Genomic DNA, 24,259 nt, shown 5'->3' on the forward strand with positions numbered 1-24,259 from the left:
ACAAAACTTTGTCAGTGACTTTACTAAATTAGGTAGCTACGGATAACTTTTTGTATCCCAACTTTTTAATCCAACTAAACATCAGGACTCTTTGGGTGAAACAACGGATTGTATTAAGTTATGTAGATGTTGAGTAAATGGTTCTCGCCGATGACTTTGTTTAAAAAAAGACGAAAGCGAATAACTCATATTCTCATCTAATTTTATGACCTTAACTTTTAAATTGTCGTAGACAAAGTCAGGTAAAAAAGAAACCGATGGTACGCTTTGCACGACTTCATAAGCTGTGGCTAATGAATCAACATAAACAACTTTCTTAGGTTCAAGCTTTAGCTTCTCTAAAAGACGATAACGATGTTCATTCCAAGACGGTAATCTAGCGATAATCAGCAAATTATCAAGCACATCATCTAACTTGGTGATTTGCACATCGGGATGGCAGGCTAAATAAACGTGATACTCAGAAATATGCTGTAGAGCAATATCTTTGTTGGTGTCAAAGTCACTAAAGTGAACTCCAATATCGATATCACCAGCAGTAATAGCATCAAGGGTATCCTTTCCCCACCGCTGAATATGAAATGTCGCCTGAGGAAAGTGTTGCAGCAGCACACTGGTCAATTTTGCCGCTGCATACTGATAAATATAAGAGTTAAGCGCAATAACAATGGGTTGTGTATATTGAGAAAAATCAGTACGAGAACTTGTTGCTTGCTTCAATATATTCGCGATTTGATTGTAGTTCTGCTCTATCTGTGGGGCAAGTTGCTGTACTAAAGGGGTCAGTTCCATTCCTCGAGCGCTGCGAATGAAAATTGGGTCATTCAATCTTTCACGCAGCTTGGTTATATCGCGGCTCACTGCGCTTTCAGACTTCTTTAGAATATCTCCAACTTTTTTAAGATTAGGATTGTGATAGAGCAACACCATTGTTTTCATTAGTTCTAATGGCAAATCTAAATAACGCTTCTGTAAATCCATGCTCGTGCACCTTCTTGCAATATTCGCAAGATAGTCTTAACTATCATTACTATTTTTACAATAGCAAAATAGTATTTATTTGGTCCAAACAGAAGAGTATAGATATGAAAATGAAAGCTCTGAACATCGCCTTAATTTCTGCATTGACATTAACAACCACTACTACATTTGCAGCAAATTATCCTGACTTTAGCTCTCCTTACATGAACGCTAAAGATACCCCATTAACTCACCTTCCAGAAAATGGCAATAAAGCGAAGGTCAATCAAGAAACCGCGTCATTCTGGAATTTAGGCACACATAGTGAACAGCGAGCCTCTTATGATGACCCAACTACTGTAAAAATTGCCGACGGTATCTGGACTTTTGGCTCACGCTCAATTGTTAACATGAGTGCCATCGAAGCTCCTGAAGGTCTAATTATCTACGACACTGGCGACAACGGTCATGACGCAGAAGAGTTCTATACTATGCTGCGTAAAGAAACGGATAAACCTATTGCAGCCATCGTGTATTCGCATGAACACTACACTTTCGGCGCACGCTACATGTTAGAACAAGAAGCGGCCCGTGGTAATACTGATATTAAGATTATTGGACACCCTAACACCAATGCATCTATTGCCAAAAATGGTGGTGTATCGTCAATACATCCTGAGACTAGCGGCATCACCATGGCTCGTAGTATCGAGCAGTTTAACGCTTACCTGCCTAATAAAGGAGGGGATAATGCCGCCTATAAAAATACCGTAATGCCAGACCAAAGTGGTTTCGTACCCGTGAATTTATCGCCAACTCATGATGGTCAAACCATCAATGTGGCAGGCTTGGATATGGTGTTCTACACAGACGGAATTGGTACTGATACCTCAAACCAGTTGATGGTCTATGTTCCAAGCAAAAAAGCGGTATTGAATAATGTTGTTTGGGGTTGGTTCCCTAATATCTATAGTGCCCGTGGTGGTCGTTACCGCAACCCAAATGATTGGATGGGCGCATTAAACAAGATAAAAGAACTAAAGCCTGAAATCTTACTTTCAACTCATTCCACTTCACTTGTGGGGAAAGATAAAATCGATGCTCGCTTGAAAAGTTACCACGATGGTTTAGCGTTTGTTCTTGATCAGTCATTAAAAAATATTGCTTTGGGTCAGGGGCCAGACGAACTTCGCTATAGCGTAAAACTGCCTAAATATCTGAAAGAATCACCGATTCTAGTTCAAAACTATGGTGAAATTTCGATTATGCCGCCGCGTATTTATACCGCGTTGTTTGGTCAATATGACCGCAATGCCGCTCACTTAAATAAGTTACATCCAAAAGATGAAGCGATGCGTATGGTTAGCGCGATGGGAGGGGAAGATAAAACCTACAACCTAGCCAAACAAGCATTTGATAACGGTGATTACTTGTGGTCAGCACAAGTGTCTGATTACTTAGTGCAAAGTAACCCTAATAAGAAAAACAAAGAGTTAAAAGCCGATGCATTGGAACAAATGGGCTACCGTGCCACATCAACCAACTCACGTTCTTTCTATTTAGCACAAGCTGCTGAACTTCGCGGTCAAGTAAATATTATTAAGAATGTTCCAGCGGCCCCTGCTTCAATCGTACAAAACATCAATGATTACGTTAACTATTACCGTATTCGTATTAACCCTGAACGCTCAGATAATACTGAAGCAACAATTAAATTTGATTTTGGGGGAGACCATGTTTATGGATTGGAAATCAGCCGAGCAGTAGTAAATTACCTTGATAACGCTGAAGTAAGCAAAGCTAAATCAGATGTCACTGTACAAATGAAACCAGAAGTTTGGGCTGAAATTTACAACAACCTCGCGACTTTTGATGATCTGCTAAAAGATGGAAAAGTTAAAGTCATTCAAGGTAGTAACGCTAAAGCCTCTCAGCTAATGGGATTATTTGACCCTATTTATGATTGGAAAAACGATAAAGGCCTACAAGACCTATTAAAAATGCTTAGTTCTGCAAAACAATAATTCTATGTAGCTTATAAGTAGTAGCTACGGCTACTACTTATTTAAAAAGGATAAAAATATGAATAACGATTTATCATATCTCGGTCGTGCGTTCCAAGTGCAAAATGGTGATATTACCATTCAGGCTTATGAAAAGGGTCAAGGAGAGCCGATTGTTTTTGTACATGGCTTCCCCGACTCTGCCAACGCTTGGCGTAACCAAATTGATCCATTTGTAGATGCTGGCTACCGTGTGATTACTTTAGATATGCGTGGCTACGGTAAAACTTCTAAGCCGATTGAAAAAGAACATTATCACATCACCATGCTGGCATCGGATGTAAAAGCGGTTGTAGATCACCTCGATATCGAAAAAGCTCATGTCGTTGGCCATGACTGGGGCGCAGCTGTCTCTTGGGCGTTTGCTGGTATCTACCCAGAAACAACAAAATCTCTAACGGCAATATCTGTTGGGCATCCATTCGGTCTACTAAGCATGCCTGATATTAAACAACGTGAAATGTCATGGTATTTCTTCTTTTTCCAATTACCAATGGCTCAAGACCTCCTTGCAGCTGAAGATTGGAAGCTCCTTAAAGAGTGGGTACGAAATCACCCAGAATGGAACCAGTGGAAAGAAGCCTTTAAAGAAAGCAAAGATATCATTCCAGGATTAAACTGGTACCGCAACGCATTGAATTTAGAGAGCCCGATGAAACCTGAAGATTTGGGTGTAGTCCAAGCGCCTTGCTTAGGTATCTGGTCTGAGCATGACTACTACTTGGGAGAAAAACAAATGAAAGACTCCAAACACTTCATCGGTGAAAATGCCAGCTTTGAATTTGTTCGGGTGAATGATGCCACTCACTGGGTACAACTCGATAAACCTCAAGAAATTAATGACGTTGTGCTTAAATTCACGTCTAAGTACCGTTAAAACACAACTCCAAGTGCAAATGCTATGGTTACAAATTAAGCCAGAAGACTATGTCGCTGGCTTTCTTATCTCCAAGTAACCTAGCTCCGAGCGCGGTACAAAATGTTATCAATTATAACCGCTTGAAAATTGCATATTAATTCTCAAGGCTAATTTCTCTAGTAACCAGTGTTAAGTAGTGGATAAACTATTTTTTTTAATATTCATTCTTACCGCTTAACACTTCAACTACCAAGGTAGCCTGCTGTTCGGTCTTTGCACTATAAGGTCAAATATAATGGATTTGAACTTAATCAATACTTTCCTTGTTGTCGTTGAATATCAGTCTTATACCAAAGCGGCGGAACACTTAGGGGTAACACAACCCGCAATTAGTGCATCGATGAAACGACTAGAACAACTTTCTAACAAAAGTCTTTTTGTTAGAAAAGGGCGAAATATTGAGTTGACCTCAACCGCACACCATTGGGTTCCATTATTCAGACGAGCATTAAGCATAATTAATGATGCTGTCATTGAGCAAACCACATTTCAAGTCTGCTGTACCGAACCCTCTTTTCCGAGACTGACCGCGTCTCCAAGCTTTTCGTTGCGTTGCGCTCCTGTTTCGTCCCTCTCCTTACTTGACGATCTTCGTCTACACAAAGTGGACTTGGTTGTTGACAACCTCCCCACTATAGAAACCTCATTTGTATGTGAGTTGGTATACGAAGAGCCAATTGTGGTGATTTGCCGTCAAGGACATCCACGTATCACTGGCAATAAATTTAACTCATCAATGTTCTATGCCGAACAACACTGTGTATTGGTTGATACGGAACATCGGGCAGTGAATCTTGGTGGGGCGCTCCTCGACCCTACACAACATTTACATATAGGCATGACAACCGTATCTCTATCTGGAATGGTACTGAACGTATCTAAGCTAGACTACCTTGGAATCTTGCCACTCTCTTTTGCTAGAGAATGGCAAGATTCTCTTAAACTACAAATATTGCCATGTCCCATAAAAAGTCAATCTATTGGTTATAATATGATTTATCATAAAAGAGATGAACATAATGTTGCCCACCAAAAACTGAGAAGGCAAATTCGTCACGACCTCGTTCAAAACTTGATGGTTAGGAATTTCTGAACCACCTCAACTCCTTCGGATAACTTTTGAGAGGGGGAATTACTAGGTTTGAAGTAAGCAAGCTCCTTTGTTCTGAATTGTTTTGGGGCAAAAACGAGTTAGCCAGCGTCGCAGTTTCTTCCTAACAACCTTTTTAAAACTATGTGCCTAGATCAAAAAAGGCGAACCCATTGGCTCGCCTCTTTTGTCAGTAAGGATTTGTTAGCTCGCTTTTGATCCGGCGTGCTGCTCTACCATAAACGCGATCACTTCTTCATTTAAGCAGGATTTGCTGACGTATTGGCGTTGTTTCCCAAGGTGAAGGATTAAGCCCAAATCGGTTTGCTCGAGTTGGTCGATTTCATTCCAAGCGAGGCTACGGTCAATTTTACCGCTTTTATAGCGCACTCCGTCTGCATTCACTTCAAACACCACTTTGTTGCCACGGCTTGAACTGATGGTTTGGCGCCACAGCCACCAAGTTCTTTTGAAGTAAACGCTGCACGCTTCAATCACACTCAATACGATAAAGAACCAACCAACATAACCGTTAGGTAGCAGTTCAAACTCCAATAAAACCACACCAAAGATAAGAAACAGCATCCCTTTTAGGTACGCTTGTGGGAACTTCGTTGGCTGGCTAGTTTGATCATAACACTCAGCAAAGAAAGGTTTGTCGAGTATGTATTCTGTAGTGAATTCGAAATCTTTAGACATGTATGGTTACTTCAAGGCTTCTGTAAATGAGTAATCTTGTTTGCACTCTCGCAACGCCTGCATTGTAGCGCTTCTCGGGATTTATCTTTAGTCCTTTTGATTCTGTTTTGTAAATCAATGATACCGCCACGCAAAAAGACCTCGGTGCACCCGCCAAGATCAAACAAGGCGAACCATTTGGCTCGCCTTGTTAATTAATGGCCTGCGTTAAGTAATGACCTATGTGACTTCTTGAGTTTTCTACTTTAGAGGGTCGTTGTCTGGCAGTGCACTGTGTATCCATACTGCCAGTCGGTGTTTGATGCTTGCGCCGTCTAGCTTACTTTCCGGTAGTGGCGTTATCTGTTTTGCATCGACCAAGAATAGGTAAATCGCTTTTACTCTCAGAGGTTGTGGTGACTGTGGAAGGTCAAAACCTTGTAGTTTCGCCATCTTCCCACCAATCTCTAGTGCCTTCTTGACCAGTTTGTCTTCATTGTGAAGCTTGGAGCTTTTTGACATTGATAAATCCTCTTCTTCGCTTCGGCTAAGAATACATTAAGTATCGCCAATAACGTGTTATAAAACTCTCATATTGATTACGTAGAGTCGATTTTTTGGAATCTACATCGACAAAGATATACCAATTGGTTCGCCTTTCTTTTTCTGTCACTTTCGATAATACTCTTGCGCAATAATACTCAGCTGGAAAATTTTATGCCTCAAGCAAACTCTGTGGTCGTACTCGACTTTGAAACCACAGGTCTCTCTCCTACTTTAGGTGATCGCGCAATAGAAATTGGTGCGGTAAAGTTAGTCGATGGCGAGGTTGTCGATAGTTTTCAGCAACTCATGAATCCCGGTTTCAGAGTGAGTTCTTTCATTGAGAACTACACCGGCATTACCAACAATATGTTGCGATCGGCACCAAGCTGCGAAGAGGTAATGGCGTCATTTAGTGAGTTCATTGCTGGCGAGAACCTTATCGCTCATAACGCTTCATTCGATAAACGATTTTTAGATGCAGAACTTGAGCGAATCAACTGTGGTTATTCAGGTGAGTTTGCTTGCTCCTTACTGGTGGCAAGACGGCTCATTCAAGATGCCCCATCGCACAAACTAGGAGAACTTGTTCGCTATAAAAATATCGACAACGACGGTGTTTTTCACCGCGCACTAGCCGATGCGCAAATGACGGCCAAGCTTTGGCTCTTAATGGTCGAAGGATTAGAAAACTCAGGTATCGTTAAGCCAAGTTTTCAGTTGATGCAAACGGTTAGTAAAACAGCAAAAGGAAAGGTCGACCTGCTACTCGCCAAAAGCCGTGCTTAACTCCCTCCTCACTCAAAGTTCATTTTTGACTCTTAGACATTTAAGCAAGTTTCGATATACATAAGATATTGTGCATCCCAGTGAACTTCCTACTCCGAAAGCGGCAGTTCGCTGGTCTCCCCTACAAAACTGGCTTACTATGCCAGTTACCTAAAACGCTTTGTGAGCCACTCATGAGCAGAAAAAATAACAAAAATCTCAGCATTCTTCTTAAACTCAACACCTTTATTGCACCTTATAAATGGCGGGTTGCGGCGGCTTTGGTTGCCCTTGTCGCGACAGCAAGTTTGACGTTATCCGTTGGCTATGGAGTACGTATTCTTATCGACCAAGGCTTTGCTCAGCAATCATTGCAAGAGCTTACCAATGCGATTCAGTTTATTGTCGGTGTCACATTGTGTATTGCCATTGGGACCTTCTTTCGCTTTTACCTTGTCTCTTCCGTAGGTGAGCGCGTCAGTGCGGATATTCGCCTTTCAGTGTTTAACCATGTGATTACGCTGCATCCGAGCTATTTTGAGACCAACAGTAGCGGCGATATTATGTCGCGCCTAACTACCGATACCACGTTGCTGCAAAGCATTATCGGTTCATCGTTCTCAATGGCGATGCGTAGCGCTTTGATGTGCTTTGGTGCCATCATTATGTTATTCGCTACCAACGTTAAGCTCACGCTGATTGTGCTTGCTTCTGTGCCTTTGGTTCTCGTTCCGATTTTGTTTTATGGACGACGCGTGCGTTCGCTCTCTCGCCAAAGTCAAGACTCAATGGCCGATGTCGGCAGCTACGCAGGTGAAGCGATAGAACATATTAAAACCGTGCAAAGTTTTAGCTCAGAGCCGTACGAACGAGCGGCTTTCGCTGTCGAGGTGGAAAAAGCGTATGAAGTGGGCAGACAGAGAGTAAAACAACGCGCAATCCTGATATCAGGCGTTATTGTGATTGTGTTCAGCGCAATTGCAGGCATGCTTTGGGTTGGCGGCAGCGATGTGATTCACGGAAAGATGTCTGCGGGAGACCTAGCAGCGTTTGTGTTTTATGCCATTATGGTTGCCTCATCGACTGCAACCATTTCTGAAGTGATGGGTGAACTGCAAAGGGCCGCAGGCGCTACCGAGCGACTGATTGAGATCCTTCAAGTAGACAGCGATATTAAAGCGCCAAGCAACTATTTGCCTGTCCGTCCCGACATGCCTGCTGAGGTTAACTTTAATTCGGTGAGTTTCAACTACCCTTCTCGCCCAAATCAACCAGCTATCAAAGAATTAAATCTAACCGCAGAACAAGGCAAAGTATTGGCGTTGGTTGGCCCTTCTGGTGCAGGTAAAACAACACTATTCGAATTGCTGCAACGCTTTTATGACCCACAACAGGGGCAAGTGTTGTTTGGTGGCGAAGATATTCGACAGTTCGACCCAAAAGAGCTTCGACGCCAAATGGCACTCGTACCACAACAGCCAGCGCTGTTTAGCCATGATGTGTTTCACAATATTCGTTACGGCAATCCAGAAGCTACAGATGAACAAGTCATCGAAGCCGCCAAAAAAGCCCATGCCCATGAGTTTATTGAGAAGCTTCCCGAAGGCTATCACAGCTTTTTAGGCGAGCGCGGCGTTAGACTATCAGGTGGTCAAAAGCAGCGCATTGCGATTGCCCGCGCGATTCTAAAAGATCCAAAAATCTTACTACTAGACGAAGCTACCAGCGCCCTTGATAGTGAAAGTGAACATCACGTTCAGCAAGCACTTGAAGCACTGATGAAAGGACGCACAACACTTATCATTGCTCATCGCCTTTCGACTATCCAACATGCGGATAAAATAGCGGTGCTGGACAATGGTGAGTTAGTCGATGTTGGTAACCACCAATCATTAATGCAAAGCTGTGAGTTGTATCAGCGACTCGTGGCGTTACAATTTAAGCACTTAGAGTAACGCCTAGTTAAGCCCTCAAGAATAAGCAAAAACGGACCAAGTGATTTAATGCCAATAGCTTAACGATGTTTTTGTGTCATTCCAGCGAGCCTTGGCGAGACTAGGAATCTAATAGCAACGTGCTGAGGAGTGGTTAAAGAGACAATTTTGACCATAAAGAGCTAGGATAGAAGATCCTATATCACGCACCTTCGCCGCTGTACAAGATAACGAAATACAAAAAGATGCCACTCGTAGTTAAACGAGCGGCATTAAACCAAGTGGTTCTCGTTTTAATACAGGAACTCAGGTAAGAATCCAGTAACCAGCGTACTCTCCCTTCAACTAGAAACACTCATCCCCAAGTACCATATAAAATCCAATTAACTTCATTTGTAACAAGTTAGCTTTCAAAAATAGGAAATTACCACTGTAAAAGTTCACCGCATTTTATCTTGCTGCCTATGGTTACAATGTTTTTGAAATCAAAGCCTTTAAACCAAGTTATAAGTAAGCGGCACCGAGATGAACAGTGAAGCGAAACAACTTTTTTATCATTTATGTCAGCAATACGATGCGCTTTCTCAAGAACTAGAGTCTCGCGCGTTTCCTGAGTTTTCCGAGACCATCACTCATCCGCTTGGACACTGCTTTGTCCGTTGCCCTGTTGGCAGTCAGCGCTTTTCCATTGTTGCAGTCAACTTCGTGCCCTCCGTTCGCGGGCAAGGTGTGCTTACTGCATTTATCGACTACATTAAAAGCCATCCATATCATTACCAAGGCGTTGAAGTCGCTATCATTGAAAACAAGAACTTAGCAAAACGACTGTTGTCTCTTGGCTGGAAGTACAAGTCCCTGTTTGGCAAAATTTTCTTCGCCAGCAAGCCGACCCTAGTGAAGGACTTTCAGTCCGCGTAATAGTTATTACGGCACCGCATCGGTATCCAAAGTAAAACCATCACTCAAAATCTGTAAGCATATTGAGAAAAGTTTGGCGGTCTTCCGCTGTACTACCTCGATGAGCAGTGTATTCGACGTGTTCATCCGCGCTGGCTTTTGGGGATAGATTGATGCCCCACAGCGCATTAATTTGGTTTGGCACGATGGAGTAACGCACATCAACAATTCGCATTTCGTCATCCGGGTCTTGCACTACAAAACCATTTGAAAACCAGCGGAAACGTTCAATATCTTTCGCTTGTTGCGATTGCGGGTCGAGCCATGGAAATTGTGTTTTCACATTGAGCTTTGGTGTGGATTCACCAGGATAGATTTTTATTGAGCGCCCCACTCTTACTGCATCCACATAGTAGTTATCTTCCGTTTCATAAATCACTTTCCAGACCAAAAGATTGCCGAAGGTTGGTTTTGCTTTTAGCTGCACAGCACTGTGCTGTCGCTCTTGGACGATTTTCCACCCGGCCGCTTCTGCTCTATCTCGTTGAATAACCCCAAGAGTCAGATAAGCCAGAGACCATAGAAATGCGACACGCGCGTAATTTCGATTTCGCTTCAGTGCGGCAAACAAAAGCAGGATCAAAATAGGAAATGTGAAAGCGGGGTCGATAACCGAGATTGTGTTCCAAGCATAGCGTGTGTTGCTTATCGGCCAAAAAAGCTGAGTCCCATAGCTGGTGCAAGCATCTAACAGCGCATGGGTGCTATAACCAAGGGCACAATAAAACCAACTCTGTCGGAAGTTTAGCCCTCGTCTTTTTGCAAACAACGGATACAACACTAAAGCACAGAGAAAGCTGCCAAAAGGGATAAACAACAATGAATGGGTAAAGTGTCGGTGATATTCCAAAAACAGCAATGGGTCAGTTGATGAACGGATAAGTACGTCCAAATCCGGCGCCATCCCTGAAACCACGCCTAACACGCCAGCAGCCACAATGTGCCGCTTGTTACTTGCAGACTGTGGCAAAGCAGCGCCAAGTAAACCTTGCGTTAACGGGTCCATTATTTACGCCCGCAACGAAAATGTAGCCGAGATAGAAGGCATATACGCTTCAAAATAGGCTCAAATTTAAAAACCAGAACGTTCTCCGACATAAATTATCCGTATTTAAGTGGATTGGAAGACACACCTTAATGACGCATTAAAGTGTTCGAAAACAAACACTTTGATTTTAGTGTAAGAAGGAATCGCCCTATTCGCTAGTGAGAAGCGAACCTAAAGCGAGGCTTGTGGTGTACGTCAAAAGTACAAAACTGCGGATTTTACAGATGCAAAAATAAAACAAGGCGAACCGGATGGCTCGCCTTGTTTACTGAAGGATTAACGACAAAAACCTTAGTCTTGAGGGTTTTCTTTCGCGTTGATTTCAGCGTAAGTGTGCAGAAGTTCCGTCAATGTTTTTACCCAATCAAAAACATCCGAAGGTGTATTTTCGAGTAGCTTTTCCACTAGTGCACAGTGTGTTTCTAACGTGATCGCCTCTTCCAAATGGAATGAAATCGCATAGAAATGCCAAAGAACCAGTCGCGTCATTCGCTCGCTATTTTGCTTCGCATTGTCTGAGTCATCAAACGCTTGTTGAATTTCGCTCAGTGCGATTGCTGTCATGCGTAAGATGGCATCAAGACGTGCAGACAACATACGGTCTTCGCTATCCACTTCTTCTTGATCGAAAGTAAATAGCTCATTCATCACGTCTTCAGGCACCATTTTACTGATCATGCGAGCACTAAACTCTTCCAGTTCATGACGAGGCATGGTTACAAGACAATCGAAGGTGTAATCACGAAGCATAAAATCACTCTAGGTTGGAAATCAATTTCAGCCACGCATTCTAAATACTGAAATCTCAATTGCCAGCGTTTATTTCTATTGGGCTACCGAAAAACTACAGAACACCGTTGATCGCAATACCAACACCAATACGCTGCTGATTATGATCATAGTCAATCAAGCTCTTACCATACCCCGTCGAGTACTGTGCGTATCCCTGAAGTTTGCCCCAGATCGGAAATGACACCCCTAATTCGGCAAAGCCTTTATGCGTTTGGAAGTTCTGGCGGCCTAAGAAGGTAAACTCATAACCATTCCATTTGTACGCACTCGATAGCTCAAAGTGCCCCATGTAATCTTCGATATCCGGGTTATCATCACCTTTAGGATCATTCGGAGATGTTTTTTCATCCTCAGGTATACGCCACCACGGTTGAAGAGAAACCGCAAAATTGTCTTTCGCAAAGGTTAAGTTGGCGTAAACACGATTCCAACTGCGCGATAACTCTTGTCTCTGCCCATTCGACTCATGCTCAATACCAAAACCTAACCAAGTCGAACCATCAAGTGGCTTCCAGTCTGTCGGGGTATAATAAAAAAGCTCAGGACGATAATTGGTTTCACGAAATGGACGCGATGCGGCTCCTGTATACACTTGCCAAAATGACTTGAGCGTCATACCAAAGAACAAACCATCCCCATCAAACAACAAATCGTCGTAGTTCATTGGCACTTTAAAACTAATTTGGAACTCCGCTTCTTCCTTACGCAGCTCATCCCCGTACTTAGTGTCCGCATAAGCACGCTTATTTACGCGATCACTGTAAGTGAACGGCAAGATGTAGTTAACACGATGCGCCACCAAACTAAATGGTTCAAAGGCGTTTTCTCGTTCTGACTCCAAACGCTTGTCGACCAAGCTTTCCTGAAGCTCCTCAGGTTCTTCAATTTCTGGATCTGCGGGCACTGTACTTGTTACTGCATCAAGCTCACACTGCGCGCGAATGCTCTTTATGGTTTCCTCACCTTTGCTTTGCTTGATTTTGTCTAGCAAACATAAATCATAAGCACTGGCTGTTTCTCCCATCGCAACTGGCGCTGCCAATAAGCTCAGTATTGATATCCCTGCCACTTTTGAAGCCATCTGAAACCCTTAATATTCTTTATGTCAAACCAGATAATTTTAATTTTTCTTGGTAAACCGCTTGCCATTCTGGCGTTAAGGCAATGTTAAATGTTCGCCGACTTTACGTCTTGGATAAATACGACAGACCTCAAACATATCGGCCCACTATAAGCAACGCGCCAAAAACGACCAAGAGTTGAGCATCATAAATAAAAATAAAAAAAGACTCGTTTGCATGATGCTCATATTCCCTATGCAAAATACTGGCTCGCCACTTTGATTGCAAACCCGGCTATGAATAAACCCAAGCCATAAGCCAAATGCGCCAATGTGCTAAGAAAACGGGCTTTCCAAGGTGTTGGGGTTTTACTGGCAGCAAAACCAAACCCTAGACAAGGTTGAATGACAAAAAATGGGAACACCAACGTGACCACACCAGTGGCTAAGCCGGGCACTAGACTAGGCTCTACCAACCAATGATGCCCAAAGCAGCAATGTGAGCCAAAGCGAAAACAACACCAATGGCATAGTGCAAAAACCAACCGAGTGCTTTTTCTCCCGACATCGGGTCTGTTGCCATAATTGGCGCATGCATAAGCTTTCCTTTGGGCATATACAAAACCCAGCGCGCAACCAATGCATAGTTTAGTGAGGGAATACCAAACACTCTCCTTTGTAGCCAAGCCCATAAATCCATTATCAAAGTCGCACCAATCCCTATTAGCGCCGCTTGTAATCCTATTAAAAACAGCATTTTTTCACTCCTCAAGTTTTTGATTTGTTAAGGTCTTAGTTGCATGCTACAACTTAAAGCCGACTTGAAGTCAATGAGGAATAGTATGGATATTGCAGAAGTGGTTAAAAAGTCAGGATTGCCGACCTCAACGCTCAGATACTACGAACAATTGGGGTTAATTCGCTCAATAGGAAGGAATGGATTGAGACGTCAATATTCGCCAGAGGTACTCAATAAACTCAACTTAATTAGTTTAGGGCGTATCGCTGGAATATCACTTAACGAAATGGCGGAAATGTTGAATCACTCAGAAGGTTCAAAACCATACATTGATCGTGACTTACTGGCGAAAAAGGCGCTTGAGATTGATGAGCAAATAACACGTTTGAAAGCGGTGCGAGACAGCCTAAACCATGTTGCCTCCTGCCCTCATGAATCACATATGGACTGCTCTTCATTTCAGAGGCTTATGAAGGTCGTAAAGCGTTATGTCCCCAAAAAACCGAGATAAAGCACTCTACTTATTCTTGATTTAAAAGGAAGTAACTCGCGGTTGTGAGTTACTCCCTTTCATATTACTTAGCTTGCGATTTTACGTACTTCTTCACTTTTTTCATCGCCATTTTTTGCTTTAACGGTGAAAGGTAATCAATGAACAAGTTACCAGATAGGTGATCAATTTCGTGCTGCATCACAATCGCCAAGAACTCATCGCTCTCGATTGTCATCGGGTTACCATCACGGTCCAATGCAGACACAACAACTGATGTGTAACGCTCTACATCGGCGTAGTATTCGGGAACAGATAGGCACCCTTCTTGACCAAGTGCTTTGTTTTCTCCGCTCACCACTTCTGGGTTGACCAAGATTAAAGGATCATTGCGTTCGTCAGAGATATCGATGACAACAACCGCCTCTTTTCTGCCCACTTGGGTTGAAGCTAAACCGATGCCATTGCCCGTTGCGTAAAGTGTTTCTAGCATATCGTCGATCAACGTTTGTACTGTCGATACGTCAGTGACTTTTTCTGCTTTTACTTTAAGCCTTGGGTCTGGAATGGAGAGAATTTCGAGGACTGCCATACTTACCTTTCGTTATCTGTAAATCGTAATTTCCGGCGAATTATACACACGTTTCGGCAGACATAAACATGTTGAGTTTTCGTGGAAAGACCGTTTCGTCTAAAACATTCGATTTTGCTTGAGACCAAAGAGGCAAAAAGAAAGAGAAAACAATAACGCCAGCACGATATGGCTGGCGTCTTTTTTACGTATCTATCTTTAAGCGTTCGTTATTTGTGAGTTACGCACTCTTTTGCGCTTTTAGCAAAACCTTAATCGCCATTTTTTCACCACTCTTGAAAATAAAGTACCCGAGACAAACGGTTATTAACGTTAATACAACGATAATAATACTGAACCAGCCTAGTTCCGCTATCAGTTCAAATATAGAGATGCCCAAAAACATTAAGATGAGAGAAAACACCACTAAGCTCGATAAATTCCAAAGCAGCACTGAATACCATCTCGTTGTCGAAGGCATTATATTCCCTGTTTTATAGCCAAAATAATATCCTACACTCATCGCTGGTATTAACGTCCCAAGAAAGCCGACACCGTTCATTTCCATGCCAGAAATGTACTCAATAATAAATAGCAGTATGGCCAAACAAACTGATGCCAAACACAAAAGCGACGTTACAAAGAGCACCGAGGGAGCGTTGTTTTCTGTTGAGTAATTATTTTTCGATTCCACTTTCATTTCCTTCCATTTATTTCAATAAAATCAGACTTTAGATCATGCTGCCGCTTGCACAACCTAGAGAAACAACGCCGCCATAACTCGTTGTGGGTGTAGCTACCATGACTAAATCAACAGGAAGAAACACAACGTCCGTTGCTAACGACAAAGGGATGTCAATCAATGAAAGTGGATATAACGCGATGGAAGTAATATCAGCTCTTAAATAGCAAGGTTGTCGTGCGACTGATAACGCTGTGCCTGAAAACGGCTTTCCGTATCCGCCACCAGCATGCGCATCTATAGACGAACACCCCACCATTAAAGATGCTGACACCACAAGAAATACAACTTGTAGCTTTTTAAATATATTTATTTTCATTTAACCTAGATTCCAACTAACTATTATTTTTTAAAACTAAACCCTCTCTCAAATTGTATATTCAATGAATTTACTCATATGGGCCTAGTGCAACCATGTTAATACGTTCTATGTATTAGAAACAATTCATTTATTTCCAATAGCACCCGTGAGTTCATGCGACGTGACTAGAATCGCACTTAATTTTTTATGCAAGCACCAAGTTAAGCTCAACCTATTCGCTTTCCCGTTGGAGTCGCGTACCTTTCATCTGATGTAAAAAAGCCGCCAGAACCATTTGGCTCTGGCGGCTTTTGTTTTTATCGAAAACTCGATTACTGCTGTAGCTTCGCTTTGGCTTCTACTACTTTGGAGAAGTCTAGGCCTAGCTCTTCCACTGCTTCTTTAATCAGTACAGGATTTTGCATTACCTGCGCCATTAACGCTTGAAGCTGATCTTGTGGCAGACCTAGTTGGCTGATAGTTGCCATTGCAGCCAGAGGGTTTTGAGTTAACGCCTGAAATAGCTCGTTGATTTGCTCGTCGCTAATATTGTTTTCTTTCAACATCGCAAGAATCGGGTTCATCAAATTACCTTTAAATACTATTTAAAACAGACCCGCAGTTTACCATTGGGTTTTGTTAGTTTGCACGCAGACTTTAACCACCACTCCACCATCGACCAAGTTATGGTCGAATATTGGTGAACGTTGCGGTAGTGACTCCATCACTTTGCGATGAGAACGCTTTTATATCCGCGTTAAAGTAATATGGATTAAGTGGCATTTTACTCTCGGCTGGTCGCGCGTAGTAAAGCTTAGCAGGCTGTTTTGCCATTTGTTGCGCGTACAAATACCCGACCAACGCATGTTCAAACTGGTGGTAACCATTTCCCCAATGGAACGCTTTGGTTGATTTAGGATTCAGACCAACACCTCCGTACTGATGATCCACCCACACGTCCATAAAGGTGGGTAACGTGTATTGAAGCGTTTCTTTCATCGAACCATCAACAAGAGAAACCGTCATCGCCGCTTGATCGAGTTCTGCCCATTCCCAAGACGAGCTATAGTGCTTGTGCGGTCTTGATTGCCAAGCAAGAATGCTCTCTTGCGTCCATTTACCCTGCCATTCTGGAGAGAAGAGCGCTTTGACTTGCTCAAAGTTTTGCTGGTATTGCGCTTGTTTAAGCGTGTGTTTCATTCCTTTGAAACCAAACTCTGTCCAATTGGAATTCTCCAACCACTGACCAGTGAGATACGTCATCCAATACGCTTTGATGGTGTGTCCAAAATCATTGTGTTTCGCATCTGGCATCATTACCGCTTTGTGGTGTATCGCGCCATAAAAGCGCTGCTCTTTGTCGGAGTGGTAGTTATCCAGCATCACTTGCGTCAGCCATTGCAGATCTTGCTTCCACTTGGCTTGCGCTGGCTCTGGTAAAAGTGGCGCCGTTAGCAACAGATAGCCATTAATTTGGTCAAGTTGAGCGACTAACTCTTGCTGCTTCTCACTTTCCCCATCACCATCTTTCAAAACCCACGCCAGACCGCGATCATCGCTTCGTCGGTATTGTTTAAATATAAACGCTTGCTGGTCGATAAGTGCTTGTTCAACCTTTGGATCTTGCGTCAAGTAGTAGTACATCGCCAAGCCCACCAAGGCGTAAGCTTGGTCTTGAGAAGTTCGCTGTTGCCACTCCATCCCCGGTTTTCCACTACGCGTAAAGCTCACGAAGCCACCGTTTTTCTCATCTTGTAGATGATCAATCAGGTAATAAGCCCCTTTCTTGGCTAGCTCTAATGCTTGTTTGTCACCCGTAAGATGAAAAAGCACGCCATAAGCGTAAGTTTGACGCGATTTCATGCGTGTGTATTCGCGATCGAAGTGCGGGCTAATCCACCCTTTGTTTAATTCTTCACACGGCTTTTGTGGGTCGAGAATGACACCGTTATCACAACGAAATGTCGGAAAATTCCCCGCAGGTTGCCCATGCGCACTTTCCATCATCCAATATGGCGCTAGGCCATTTGTCACATGGTTTAACCAATCATCCCCAGAAGGCAGGTCCACATCAGCAAAGCTGTTCATGCTCGTCGTTGCGAGCAATAAGGTAAGATATTTAAAAGACATAATACTCAATTAAGTTATTGAATTTTATCCAGTATAAATAACTCCCTTTACGCATATTGTCGTCGTAGTCACAATCGCCTTAAGCATTTGTTTGCATTATTCATCTGTCTGCCTTATTCGATGACTGAGCCGAGAATAAACGCCACTCTGTCTTCGACTGACATTTTGGGCACTTCGATCAATTGATACCCAAACTTGTGATAAGCGTTGACCATCTGTTGATATGTGGCGACCGCTTCAGAAAAATCTTGCTTTCGCTCTTCATCGTTGCTGAATATCGATGCCCACGGTGGAAAAATGAATACTTGAGAATGATAACGAAGCGTTTGGCAATGCGTGATGAGCTCATCCGAGATTGGCAGTTGTTCCAACTTGCTGTAGCCATATACATCCACAATACTGCGATCAAAAAATACGTCCCCTTGGCGGACATTGAAAGATCGGTAGTTGCTCACTTCTTCTTTTGTCATTTCATCTCGAAAGGCTTGTTTGTCATTCCAAGGTAATGCTGAACCGTGATTCGCAACCTGCGTTTGTATCACGTGACGACCAGTTTCCGGCGCACAGATAAAGCCTTGTATTTTTAGTTGTTCGATAACCGAGGTTTTTCCTGCACCGGGACCACCAGTGAATACGATGAGTTTGTTCAAAATCTTTTCCTTATTTTTTTGTTTGAGTGAAGTAATGCGTGTACGGCCAAGAAAATTGGCATGGCATTTGGCACACCAGCGTTAATCGAGATAGGCAGTGGAAAGTTTTGGGATAGAAATGAGCAGTGAAAAATATTGATGAAATGAAAGCTTAAACGGCGTGTTCAGCGTTTATGAAAAACGGAGGAATTTTGAGCGAACCAAACTTGCCCAAAATATTGGGTTGGGAAATGGAGAGATTGGATCATCAGGTTAACGCGTCAATTGGCTTTCTATATCAAGAAGATGGCACCTAAGCCTAAGAACGCAAAGAAACCGACGACATCGGTAACGGTTGTTAATACTACCGAGCCAGCCACGGCGGGGTCAATGTTAAACTTCTTCAACGTGAATGGTATCAACGTACCCGATGCCGCAGCCGCCAGACTATTGAGAAAAATTGCACAACAGATAATAAGCGCCAATGGCCAAGAGTCAAACACCATGTAGACGACCCCCGCGATGACTAATCCCATGATCAAGCCATTAATGGTGGCGATTTTTAATTCCTTATTCACCAATAGCTTCAAGTTACTTTGGTGCAAGTGGTTCAATGCGATACCCCGAATGGCCACCGCTAAGGTTTGGCTACCTGCGATGCCGCCCATACTCGCCACAACGGGCATTAAGATAGCAAGCGCAACGACTTGCTCGACCACATTATCAAAAATACCAATGATGGCAGAGGCAACAAAAGCGGTCAGCAAGTTAATCACCAACCAAAGTGCTCTTAGCCTTGTCGCCACAGTTAATGGTGTGAACAAATCTTCTTCGCTTCGTACGTTTTCTGCCACTACAGCTTGTAGGCTGAGTTCACGCAAGGTAATCGCGATGGTCGCCATCGACAAAACGCCCATAATTTTGCCACCAGCCATGATAGGAAACCAATACGCTCCACCATCAATCGAGACCTGTTTACTGACGCTTTGAATCGTTTGGATATCTTCCAGAATTGGCGTGACTACGGTCAAGTCTGTGAGTTTGGTATGGTTCTCATGCAGCAACAGGATTTGAGGTTCTATCGTCCCAATAACGCCTCCGACATCGCGCACGATGATCAATCGCACCGGGCTTTGTCCGCGTTTTAACAACTCGGTTTTGATGCCTCCTACGCTGTTTTTAGGATTTGCGACTAAAAAATGCGGCTCAGCATATCGCCCCACTTTGTTATCTTCATACGACAGCGCTTGTTGAATGTGCGCGACCGACTCTTCACTTTGGTCGATAAGGTACTCATCCACAAACTCGGTCGGTAGAAAGTCTGCAAAGATGATAAGTTCCGAATCCGTGATGTACGCTAAGCGTTCATGTTGCAGCTCTTTGTTGAGTGATTGATGAATGTGCTTGGCGGTGTCGTATCGCAGCAAATTTAATACCGTCCAGTACTTCTCTGGCGGCACTGCTTCTATCACGCGTTTACGATAAGCAATGTTGACCGACTCCAAAATGTTCGCGATTTGCGCTTCCTGATAGTCTTTCAAAAAACTGAGGTCTTCGGTCGACTCTATCGCTTTAATGATCTCGGCAAGCAAATGAGGCACTTTGCGATTAATCTGTAATTGGCTGGAATCTATCATCATTGTCACCGATTTCCTTGGGCATCACGTTAGTGTCAACACGATGTCTATTATCTAAAGGCATGAGATCCTGATGTTAAAATTCTAGGCAATGGCGCGCACAATTGCGGAATTTATATTTTGCTCGCAGAAACAGAACGTCTTTGCATAAGGGGATGGTATAAACTTTTAGTGTGCATTAGGCGCATTTGCCTCGTTTGATAATGGAGTAATCAATGGCACCAGTATTTTTTCTGACTCAGCAAGCCGCCTTACCAAGTCGTAAGGTACTTCGTAAAGTGATTCAGTTTGCGACAGCGCTGGCTCACCCCATCGTGGTATTGGTGGAAGATCACCGCCGGAGTGAAGATCACGCATTCGCGCATTTCCTTAGTTTCAACTCTGACCATATAGAAAAGAGACAAGCTGAGTTTGAAGCTTGGACATCAAAATTTAAAGACTTCGTTATCGAACTTTGTGAAGAAGAGGAAGTTGAAACGCCAACACTCTCTTACGAGCATTTCAAAGGGAGTCATTGGATTGCTCAAGTCGCGAAACGGCTTGTCGACCACACAGATTTACTGCTCGTGGGGCATTTTAACAAGCACGACATTCAAACCTTACTCACCGAGCTAGCAAAAAACGATTGTGATTTATTGCTATTAAGTGAGCGTTCATGGCCTTCTCACGCCAACATGCTTTGCGCGATAGATCCGCTTCATCGCGGAGATGCAAAATCAGTCGTAGATAAAGCCATCGTATCGCGAGGCTCAAAGCTAGAAAAAACCTTGGGCGGAAAAATGACGTTAGTTTACTGCCGCTACGTTGCGCCTTATCTGTCTCGCTATCGTGCAGAGATTTTGAGCAACCAAAAAGCAGGCATTACGGACTTTATTACTGCGCAAAAGTTAACACGAGTACCACTACTGCTGCCAGAAGGAAACCCTGAAACAGCGTTACCAAAAGCAGTTAAGCAATCACAAGCGGCAATTCTGATTATGGGCGCGTGTAAACGAAGCATGTCATCCCAATTTTGGTCTGGCAGCACTGTAGACACGTTACTTGATCAACCTCCTTGTGACCTGCTGTTGGTCAATAGCACGAAGGATTGATCAGGCTTCCCCATTCCGCCGCATCTTAAATAATATCTCGCGCAGTTATTGGCTCTTCATGGTCTCTAACTGCGCGGCTTCATGTTCCGCGTCCAAGGCTTGTTTCTGCTGCTGTTTAACCTCATCCCAACTGCGTCCCGATTCAATCGCAGATACACGCTGCTCGTACTTAGTGCAGGCTCTTTCGAGTACTTTCTCAGGATCTATGCCCTTTTCTCTTTCCAACGCTTTTAATACGTTAAGATAGTTCCACAACACATCGCCTAACTCGTCTTCCAAATGACAAAGGCGGTCCTCACGAATCTCTTCTCGGACTTCATCGACTTCTTTGCCAATGGCCTCCAGATAAGTCTCTACGCCTTTAAACCAAGTGTTGGTTTGGTCATATTGAGATTTTCTCGTCGCAATTGCGTACAGCTCATCAAATTTCTTCATTATCTCTCCGTAGAACGAGTTTTTATTTACGCCTCTTTAGGACGAATAAACTTCCCTTTTGCCGTCACTCTAACTTCATTATTGACCAGCAGTTTAGCCACCAATTGATATATACCGCGGCGTTCACCTTCACAGTGTGCAGTAATCGTGACGTGCTCATCTAGCTCAATAGGTGCATGGTAGCGCACATCCAACTGCGCGGTAAGGGCTTGAATGTCTCTAAATAACAAACAGTGCGTCATTGCACCATCGAGCAGCGAACTCGCAATGCCACCATGCAACAGGTCTGTGTAACCTTGATGACGCGGTAAAACGTGAAACTCTCCGACAACAGAACCATCGGCTAGGCACTGGTAGTTCACAGCCAAAGAGTTCGGATTCGCATCGATGGAAGAACAAACCGCACATTGATAATGAGATTCGTGAGTAGAATGAAAGTGACTATTTGCGGACATGTTAAGTACTCGGCTTGTAAAAAGGAGTAATTAGCATATGCCAATTATTAAAAAGAAACGGCGAGTAATCTTTGTTTGCACGTTGTAGGACCAACAACCTCATTGTCCATAACGTTAAATAATCATTTTCATAATTAACGATAATTTCCAGTTTGTTTAGAGTGGCGATAAGGTTTGCATCGTGATTACGCAACGTTATGAAAGGCGACTTATGAAGTTTCTCCACACGATGATCCGTGTTGTTGACCTAGACAAATCTATCGAATTTTATACAAACGTTCTGGGAATGAGCGTTTTGGATCGTTTTGAAAACCAAGAATACCGTTACTCACTGGTGTTTGTTGGTAACCCTGATCAACCAAATGGCGCGACCATCGAGCTAACTTATAACTGGGATACCGGCAGTTACGACTTAGGTAACGCATTCGGACACATGGCGCTTGGGTGTGAAGACATTTACGCAGCTTGCGAAAAAATCAAAGCGCTTGGTGGTAACGTCACTCGCGAACCCGGTCCAATGAAAGGAGGAGAAACGCACATCGCCTTCATTAAAGATCCCGACGGCTACCCAATCGAACTGATTCAAACTAAACAATAACGAGGTTTCCTATGACAGATGCATTATTTCAACCGATTCAACTTGGCTCTCTCTCATTAAAAAACCGCATCGTTATGCCTCCGATGACGCGCTCTCGAGCCTCTCAACCGGGTAATGTTGCCAACGACATGATGGCGACCTACTACGCTCAACGCGCCGAAGCGGGATTAATCGTTGCTGAAGGCACGCAAATTTCACCAATGGGTCAAGGCTACGCGTGGACACCGGGTATTTATAGCCCAGAGCAAATTGCTGGCTGGAAAAAAGTAACTGATGCAGTGCACGAGAAAGGCGGCGTTATCTTCGCGCAATTATGGCACGTTGGTCGTGTGACTCATCCTGACAACATCGGCGGCGAGCAACCTATTTCTTCTTCTGCGCTTAAAGCAGAAAACGTGAAAGTATTTATCGACAATGGCACAGACGAACCTGGCTTTGTCGACGTGGTTGAGCCACGTGAAATGACCAAACAAGACATCAAGAATGTTATTGAAGAATACCGCCAAGCCGCATTAAACGCGATAGAAGCTGGGTTTGATGGTGTCGAACTTCACGCAGCAAATGGCTACTTGGTTAACCAATTTATCGATTCTGAAGCGAACAACCGCACCGATGAATACGGCGGCTCAATTGAAAACCGTCTGCGTTTTCTTGGTGAAGTGGTCGAAGCGATGACGCAAGCCATTGGCGCAGAGCGTGTTGGTGTTCGCCTTGCACCATTCACTTCGTTAAACGGCACCGTTGATAGCACACCTGTCGACACCTACACCGCTGCTGCTGCGCTACTTGATAAACTCAATGTGGTTTACATTCACATTGCAGAAGTGGATTGGGACGACGCGCCAGACGCTCCGCACGACTTTAAAACCGCAGTTCGTGAGGCGTATAAAGGCAAACTGATCTATGCCGGTCGTTACAACGCAGAAAAGGCGCAACACGCGATTGAAAGTGGTTTAGCCGACATGATCGGTTTTGGTCGTCCGTTTGTTGCAAACCCAGACTTACCAAGCCGCATCAAGCACGGCTATCCGCTGGTAGAACATGACCCTGCCACATTGTTCGGCGGCGATGAAAAAGGCTTAGTGGACTACCCTGCGTATCACTCGGGTTAATTCATCTGCGTAAAGCTGATTCGCAACTCGCGACAAGCCAGTAGCGAAACCAAAAGAACCTTGCTCTTCCCCCTGTGACACCAAGATGCAGGGTTCTTTTTTAGGCAAGCCACCAAGGGTTAACGTCTTTGACAAGATGTACAACCTCGGCACGCAGAGCGCGTCGTTTTACTTAGTAAACTGCGTTGTACTTTACAGTAGGCATTTTTCAGTGCGCGGCGGCCTGAAAACCAATCATCTGGCTTAGTGAGGATTAAATAGCCATTAAATCTCTTAACCAACTCGGTTCGGTTGTTTTCGATAAATCGGCTATCAAACTCGATTTCGAAGTAATCCAACGCTTCTTCGATACAAGTAAAGCTGGCAATTTTTTCCTGAATCGTATTCTCTGTCATCGTTTCTTTAGCGTTATCATTTTCAATGAAGTCTAAGAGCCTAGCGCTTTACGTTCTTTGATTTGGCGCTTCTTAACATCACTCTTTCTGGGATTTCCATATTGAAATTCAATTTGGGAATT

26 protein-coding genes and 1 pseudogene are annotated in these 24,259 nt (G+C 43.6%); 10 read left to right on the forward strand and 17 right to left on the reverse strand.

The features are described 5' to 3' along the window. Nucleotides 1-81 precede the first annotated feature (81 nt). The gene (locus ACHFJ9_RS01490) at nt 82-981 is read right to left on the reverse strand and encodes a LysR family transcriptional regulator (RefSeq protein ID WP_395354901.1); all 900 of its coding nucleotides are present in this window, start codon (nt 979-981) and stop codon (nt 82-84) included. A 104-nt stretch (nt 982-1,085) separates the two neighbouring features. Here ACHFJ9_RS01490 and ACHFJ9_RS01495 point away from each other — a divergent pair, with 104 nt between their 5' ends. The 3 genes from ACHFJ9_RS01495 (at nt 1,086) to ACHFJ9_RS01505 (ending at nt 5,035) form a co-directional block, all read left to right on the forward strand. Next, entirely contained in the window at nt 1,086-2,984 is a 1,899-nt protein-coding gene (locus ACHFJ9_RS01495; protein ID WP_395354903.1) for an alkyl sulfatase dimerization domain-containing protein, read from the forward strand. Between the two features lie 58 nt (nt 2,985-3,042). Then, nucleotides 3,043-3,900 (forward strand): alpha/beta fold hydrolase, encoded by an 858-nt coding sequence (locus tag ACHFJ9_RS01500; protein ID WP_395354905.1) that lies wholly within the window; start codon nt 3,043-3,045, stop codon nt 3,898-3,900. 277 nt (nt 3,901-4,177) lie between these two features. Next, nucleotides 4,178-5,035, forward strand: coding sequence for a LysR family transcriptional regulator (locus tag ACHFJ9_RS01505; protein ID WP_256898681.1), 858 nt, complete (start codon nt 4,178-4,180; stop codon nt 5,033-5,035). A gap of 201 nt (nt 5,036-5,236) precedes the next feature. On the opposite strand, the gene ACHFJ9_RS01510 is transcribed toward ACHFJ9_RS01505, so the two are convergent. Both ACHFJ9_RS01510 and ACHFJ9_RS01515 read right to left on the reverse strand, forming a co-directional pair. Continuing rightward, nucleotides 5,237-5,731 (reverse strand): YcxB family protein, encoded by a 495-nt coding sequence (locus tag ACHFJ9_RS01510; protein WP_317395788.1) that lies wholly within the window; start codon nt 5,729-5,731, stop codon nt 5,237-5,239. Between the two features lie 240 nt (nt 5,732-5,971). After that, the gene (locus ACHFJ9_RS01515; RefSeq protein WP_005376453.1) at nt 5,972-6,232 is read right to left on the reverse strand and encodes a DUF5062 family protein; all 261 of its coding nucleotides are present in this window, start codon (nt 6,230-6,232) and stop codon (nt 5,972-5,974) included. A gap of 195 nt (nt 6,233-6,427) precedes the next feature. On the opposite strand from ACHFJ9_RS01515, the gene ACHFJ9_RS01520 reads away from it, so the two are divergent. From ACHFJ9_RS01520 to ACHFJ9_RS01530, 3 genes are all read left to right on the forward strand, one after another. After that, nucleotides 6,428-7,042 (forward strand): PolC-type DNA polymerase III, encoded by a 615-nt coding sequence (locus ACHFJ9_RS01520; RefSeq protein WP_193447266.1) that lies wholly within the window; start codon nt 6,428-6,430, stop codon nt 7,040-7,042. 173 nt (nt 7,043-7,215) lie between these two features. Then, a complete protein-coding gene (locus ACHFJ9_RS01525) occupies nt 7,216-8,976 on the forward strand; it encodes an ABC transporter ATP-binding protein/permease (protein ID WP_258678015.1) in 1,761 nt (586 codons plus the stop codon). Between the two features lie 504 nt (nt 8,977-9,480). Continuing rightward, on the forward strand, nt 9,481-9,873 hold the full coding sequence (locus ACHFJ9_RS01530) for a hypothetical protein (RefSeq protein ID WP_395354910.1): 393 nt from the start codon (nt 9,481-9,483) through the stop codon (nt 9,871-9,873). A 40-nt stretch (nt 9,874-9,913) separates the two neighbouring features. Here ACHFJ9_RS01530 and ACHFJ9_RS01535 read toward each other — a convergent pair whose 3' ends face one another. From ACHFJ9_RS01535 to ACHFJ9_RS01550, 4 genes and pseudogenes are all read right to left on the reverse strand, one after another. Further along, nucleotides 9,914-10,918: a metal-dependent hydrolase gene (locus tag ACHFJ9_RS01535; RefSeq protein WP_282156611.1), complete on the reverse strand. Its 1,005-nt coding sequence runs from the start codon at nt 10,916-10,918 to the stop codon at nt 9,914-9,916. Nucleotides 10,919-11,251: 333 nt separating this feature from the next. After that, the gene (locus ACHFJ9_RS01540) at nt 11,252-11,710 is read right to left on the reverse strand and encodes an exoribonuclease R (protein ID WP_395354912.1); all 459 of its coding nucleotides are present in this window, start codon (nt 11,708-11,710) and stop codon (nt 11,252-11,254) included. 94 nt (nt 11,711-11,804) lie between these two features. Continuing rightward, nucleotides 11,805-12,833 carry a phospholipase A gene (locus ACHFJ9_RS01545; protein WP_006742284.1) on the reverse strand — a complete coding sequence of 343 codons (1,029 nt, stop codon included), beginning with the start codon at nt 12,831-12,833 and terminating at the stop codon, nt 11,805-11,807. Between the two features lie 233 nt (nt 12,834-13,066). Beyond that, nucleotides 13,067-13,569: pseudogene (locus ACHFJ9_RS01550) on the reverse strand (DUF2938 domain-containing protein). Nucleotides 13,570-13,654: 85 nt separating this feature from the next. Here ACHFJ9_RS01550 and ACHFJ9_RS01555 point away from each other — a divergent pair. Next, nucleotides 13,655-14,062 (forward strand): helix-turn-helix domain-containing protein, encoded by a 408-nt coding sequence (locus ACHFJ9_RS01555; protein ID WP_024701298.1) that lies wholly within the window; start codon nt 13,655-13,657, stop codon nt 14,060-14,062. 64 nt (nt 14,063-14,126) lie between these two features. Here ACHFJ9_RS01555 and def read toward each other — a convergent pair whose 3' ends face one another. The 7 genes from def to ACHFJ9_RS01590 form a co-directional block, all read right to left on the reverse strand. Then, nucleotides 14,127-14,633 carry a peptide deformylase gene (gene def / locus ACHFJ9_RS01560; RefSeq protein ID WP_395354915.1) on the reverse strand — a complete coding sequence of 169 codons (507 nt, stop codon included), beginning with the start codon at nt 14,631-14,633 and terminating at the stop codon, nt 14,127-14,129. A gap of 220 nt (nt 14,634-14,853) precedes the next feature. Continuing rightward, nucleotides 14,854-15,312: an ABZJ_00895 family protein gene (locus ACHFJ9_RS01565; protein WP_029817912.1), complete on the reverse strand. Its 459-nt coding sequence runs from the start codon at nt 15,310-15,312 to the stop codon at nt 14,854-14,856. A 31-nt stretch (nt 15,313-15,343) separates the two neighbouring features. Next, the gene (locus tag ACHFJ9_RS01570; RefSeq protein ID WP_395354917.1) at nt 15,344-15,673 is read right to left on the reverse strand and encodes a YceK/YidQ family lipoprotein; all 330 of its coding nucleotides are present in this window, start codon (nt 15,671-15,673) and stop codon (nt 15,344-15,346) included. Between the two features lie 314 nt (nt 15,674-15,987). Further along, entirely contained in the window at nt 15,988-16,239 is a 252-nt protein-coding gene (locus ACHFJ9_RS01575; protein ID WP_005395194.1) for a DUF2999 family protein, read from the reverse strand. A 100-nt stretch (nt 16,240-16,339) separates the two neighbouring features. Then, entirely contained in the window at nt 16,340-17,785 is a 1,446-nt protein-coding gene (locus ACHFJ9_RS01580; protein WP_395354920.1) for an N-acylglucosamine 2-epimerase, read from the reverse strand. Nucleotides 17,786-17,898: 113 nt separating this feature from the next. Further along, a complete protein-coding gene (locus tag ACHFJ9_RS01585; RefSeq protein ID WP_180769412.1) occupies nt 17,899-18,435 on the reverse strand; it encodes an AAA family ATPase in 537 nt (178 codons plus the stop codon). A gap of 272 nt (nt 18,436-18,707) precedes the next feature. Next, nucleotides 18,708-20,054 carry a magnesium transporter gene (locus tag ACHFJ9_RS01590; protein WP_395354922.1) on the reverse strand — a complete coding sequence of 449 codons (1,347 nt, stop codon included), beginning with the start codon at nt 20,052-20,054 and terminating at the stop codon, nt 18,708-18,710. 212 nt (nt 20,055-20,266) lie between these two features. Here ACHFJ9_RS01590 and ACHFJ9_RS01595 point away from each other — a divergent pair, with 212 nt between their 5' ends. Further along, nucleotides 20,267-21,142, forward strand: coding sequence for a universal stress protein (locus ACHFJ9_RS01595; protein WP_395354924.1), 876 nt, complete (start codon nt 20,267-20,269; stop codon nt 21,140-21,142). A gap of 45 nt (nt 21,143-21,187) precedes the next feature. Here ACHFJ9_RS01595 and ACHFJ9_RS01600 read toward each other — a convergent pair whose 3' ends face one another. After that, entirely contained in the window at nt 21,188-21,577 is a 390-nt protein-coding gene (locus ACHFJ9_RS01600; protein ID WP_395354926.1) for a MazG nucleotide pyrophosphohydrolase domain-containing protein, read from the reverse strand. 26 nt (nt 21,578-21,603) lie between these two features. Next, nucleotides 21,604-22,032, reverse strand: coding sequence for a PaaI family thioesterase (locus ACHFJ9_RS01605; protein WP_395354928.1), 429 nt, complete (start codon nt 22,030-22,032; stop codon nt 21,604-21,606). 211 nt (nt 22,033-22,243) lie between these two features. On the opposite strand from ACHFJ9_RS01605, the gene gloA reads away from it, so the two are divergent. Both gloA and ACHFJ9_RS01615 read left to right on the forward strand, forming a co-directional pair. Next, nucleotides 22,244-22,630 (forward strand): lactoylglutathione lyase, encoded by a 387-nt coding sequence (gloA, locus tag ACHFJ9_RS01610; RefSeq protein WP_046876039.1) that lies wholly within the window; start codon nt 22,244-22,246, stop codon nt 22,628-22,630. An 11-nt stretch (nt 22,631-22,641) separates the two neighbouring features. After that, a complete protein-coding gene (locus tag ACHFJ9_RS01615) occupies nt 22,642-23,742 on the forward strand; it encodes an alkene reductase (protein ID WP_395354931.1) in 1,101 nt (366 codons plus the stop codon). A gap of 119 nt (nt 23,743-23,861) precedes the next feature. Here ACHFJ9_RS01615 and ACHFJ9_RS01620 read toward each other — a convergent pair whose 3' ends face one another. After that, nucleotides 23,862-24,137 (reverse strand): nitrogenase-stabilizing/protective protein NifW, encoded by a 276-nt coding sequence (locus tag ACHFJ9_RS01620; protein ID WP_005498697.1) that lies wholly within the window; start codon nt 24,135-24,137, stop codon nt 23,862-23,864. Nucleotides 24,138-24,259 lie beyond the last annotated feature (122 nt).

Origin of the sequence: Vibrio sp. D3, assembly GCF_043995865.1 — a bacterium.
Lineage (GTDB): Bacteria > Pseudomonadota > Gammaproteobacteria > Enterobacterales > Vibrionaceae > Vibrio > Vibrio diabolicus.

Coding starts and splice junctions, on each gene's coding strand:
- ACHFJ9_RS01490 (WP_395354901.1), bottom strand. CDS start 981: ATGGATTTACAGAAGCGTTATTTAGATTTGCCATTAGAACTAATGAAA.
- ACHFJ9_RS01495 (WP_395354903.1), top strand. CDS start 1,086: ATGAAAATGAAAGCTCTGAACATCGCCTTAATTTCTGCATTGACATTA.
- ACHFJ9_RS01500 (WP_395354905.1), top strand. CDS start 3,043: ATGAATAACGATTTATCATATCTCGGTCGTGCGTTCCAAGTGCAAAAT.
- ACHFJ9_RS01505 (WP_256898681.1), top strand. CDS start 4,178: ATGGATTTGAACTTAATCAATACTTTCCTTGTTGTCGTTGAATATCAG.
- ACHFJ9_RS01510 (WP_317395788.1), bottom strand. CDS start 5,731: ATGTCTAAAGATTTCGAATTCACTACAGAATACATACTCGACAAACCT.
- ACHFJ9_RS01515 (WP_005376453.1), bottom strand. CDS start 6,232: ATGTCAAAAAGCTCCAAGCTTCACAATGAAGACAAACTGGTCAAGAAG.
- ACHFJ9_RS01520 (WP_193447266.1), top strand. CDS start 6,428: ATGCCTCAAGCAAACTCTGTGGTCGTACTCGACTTTGAAACCACAGGT.
- ACHFJ9_RS01525 (WP_258678015.1), top strand. CDS start 7,216: ATGAGCAGAAAAAATAACAAAAATCTCAGCATTCTTCTTAAACTCAAC.
- ACHFJ9_RS01530 (WP_395354910.1), top strand. CDS start 9,481: ATGAACAGTGAAGCGAAACAACTTTTTTATCATTTATGTCAGCAATAC.
- ACHFJ9_RS01535 (WP_282156611.1), bottom strand. CDS start 10,918: ATGGACCCGTTAACGCAAGGTTTACTTGGCGCTGCTTTGCCACAGTCT.
- ACHFJ9_RS01540 (WP_395354912.1), bottom strand. CDS start 11,710: ATGCTTCGTGATTACACCTTCGATTGTCTTGTAACCATGCCTCGTCAT.
- ACHFJ9_RS01545 (WP_006742284.1), bottom strand. CDS start 12,833: ATGGCTTCAAAAGTGGCAGGGATATCAATACTGAGCTTATTGGCAGCG.
- ACHFJ9_RS01555 (WP_024701298.1), top strand. CDS start 13,655: ATGGATATTGCAGAAGTGGTTAAAAAGTCAGGATTGCCGACCTCAACG.
- def (WP_395354915.1), bottom strand. CDS start 14,633: ATGGCAGTCCTCGAAATTCTCTCCATTCCAGACCCAAGGCTTAAAGTA.
- ACHFJ9_RS01565 (WP_029817912.1), bottom strand. CDS start 15,312: ATGAAAGTGGAATCGAAAAATAATTACTCAACAGAAAACAACGCTCCC.
- ACHFJ9_RS01570 (WP_395354917.1), bottom strand. CDS start 15,673: ATGAAAATAAATATATTTAAAAAGCTACAAGTTGTATTTCTTGTGGTG.
- ACHFJ9_RS01575 (WP_005395194.1), bottom strand. CDS start 16,239: ATGAACCCGATTCTTGCGATGTTGAAAGAAAACAATATTAGCGACGAG.
- ACHFJ9_RS01580 (WP_395354920.1), bottom strand. CDS start 17,785: ATGTCTTTTAAATATCTTACCTTATTGCTCGCAACGACGAGCATGAAC.
- ACHFJ9_RS01590 (WP_395354922.1), bottom strand. CDS start 20,054: ATGATGATAGATTCCAGCCAATTACAGATTAATCGCAAAGTGCCTCAT.
- ACHFJ9_RS01595 (WP_395354924.1), top strand. CDS start 20,267: ATGGCACCAGTATTTTTTCTGACTCAGCAAGCCGCCTTACCAAGTCGT.
- ACHFJ9_RS01600 (WP_395354926.1), bottom strand. CDS start 21,577: ATGAAGAAATTTGATGAGCTGTACGCAATTGCGACGAGAAAATCTCAA.
- ACHFJ9_RS01605 (WP_395354928.1), bottom strand. CDS start 22,032: ATGTCCGCAAATAGTCACTTTCATTCTACTCACGAATCTCATTATCAA.
- gloA (WP_046876039.1), top strand. CDS start 22,244: ATGAAGTTTCTCCACACGATGATCCGTGTTGTTGACCTAGACAAATCT.
- ACHFJ9_RS01615 (WP_395354931.1), top strand. CDS start 22,642: ATGACAGATGCATTATTTCAACCGATTCAACTTGGCTCTCTCTCATTA.
- ACHFJ9_RS01620 (WP_005498697.1), bottom strand. CDS start 24,137: ATGACAGAGAATACGATTCAGGAAAAAATTGCCAGCTTTACTTGTATC.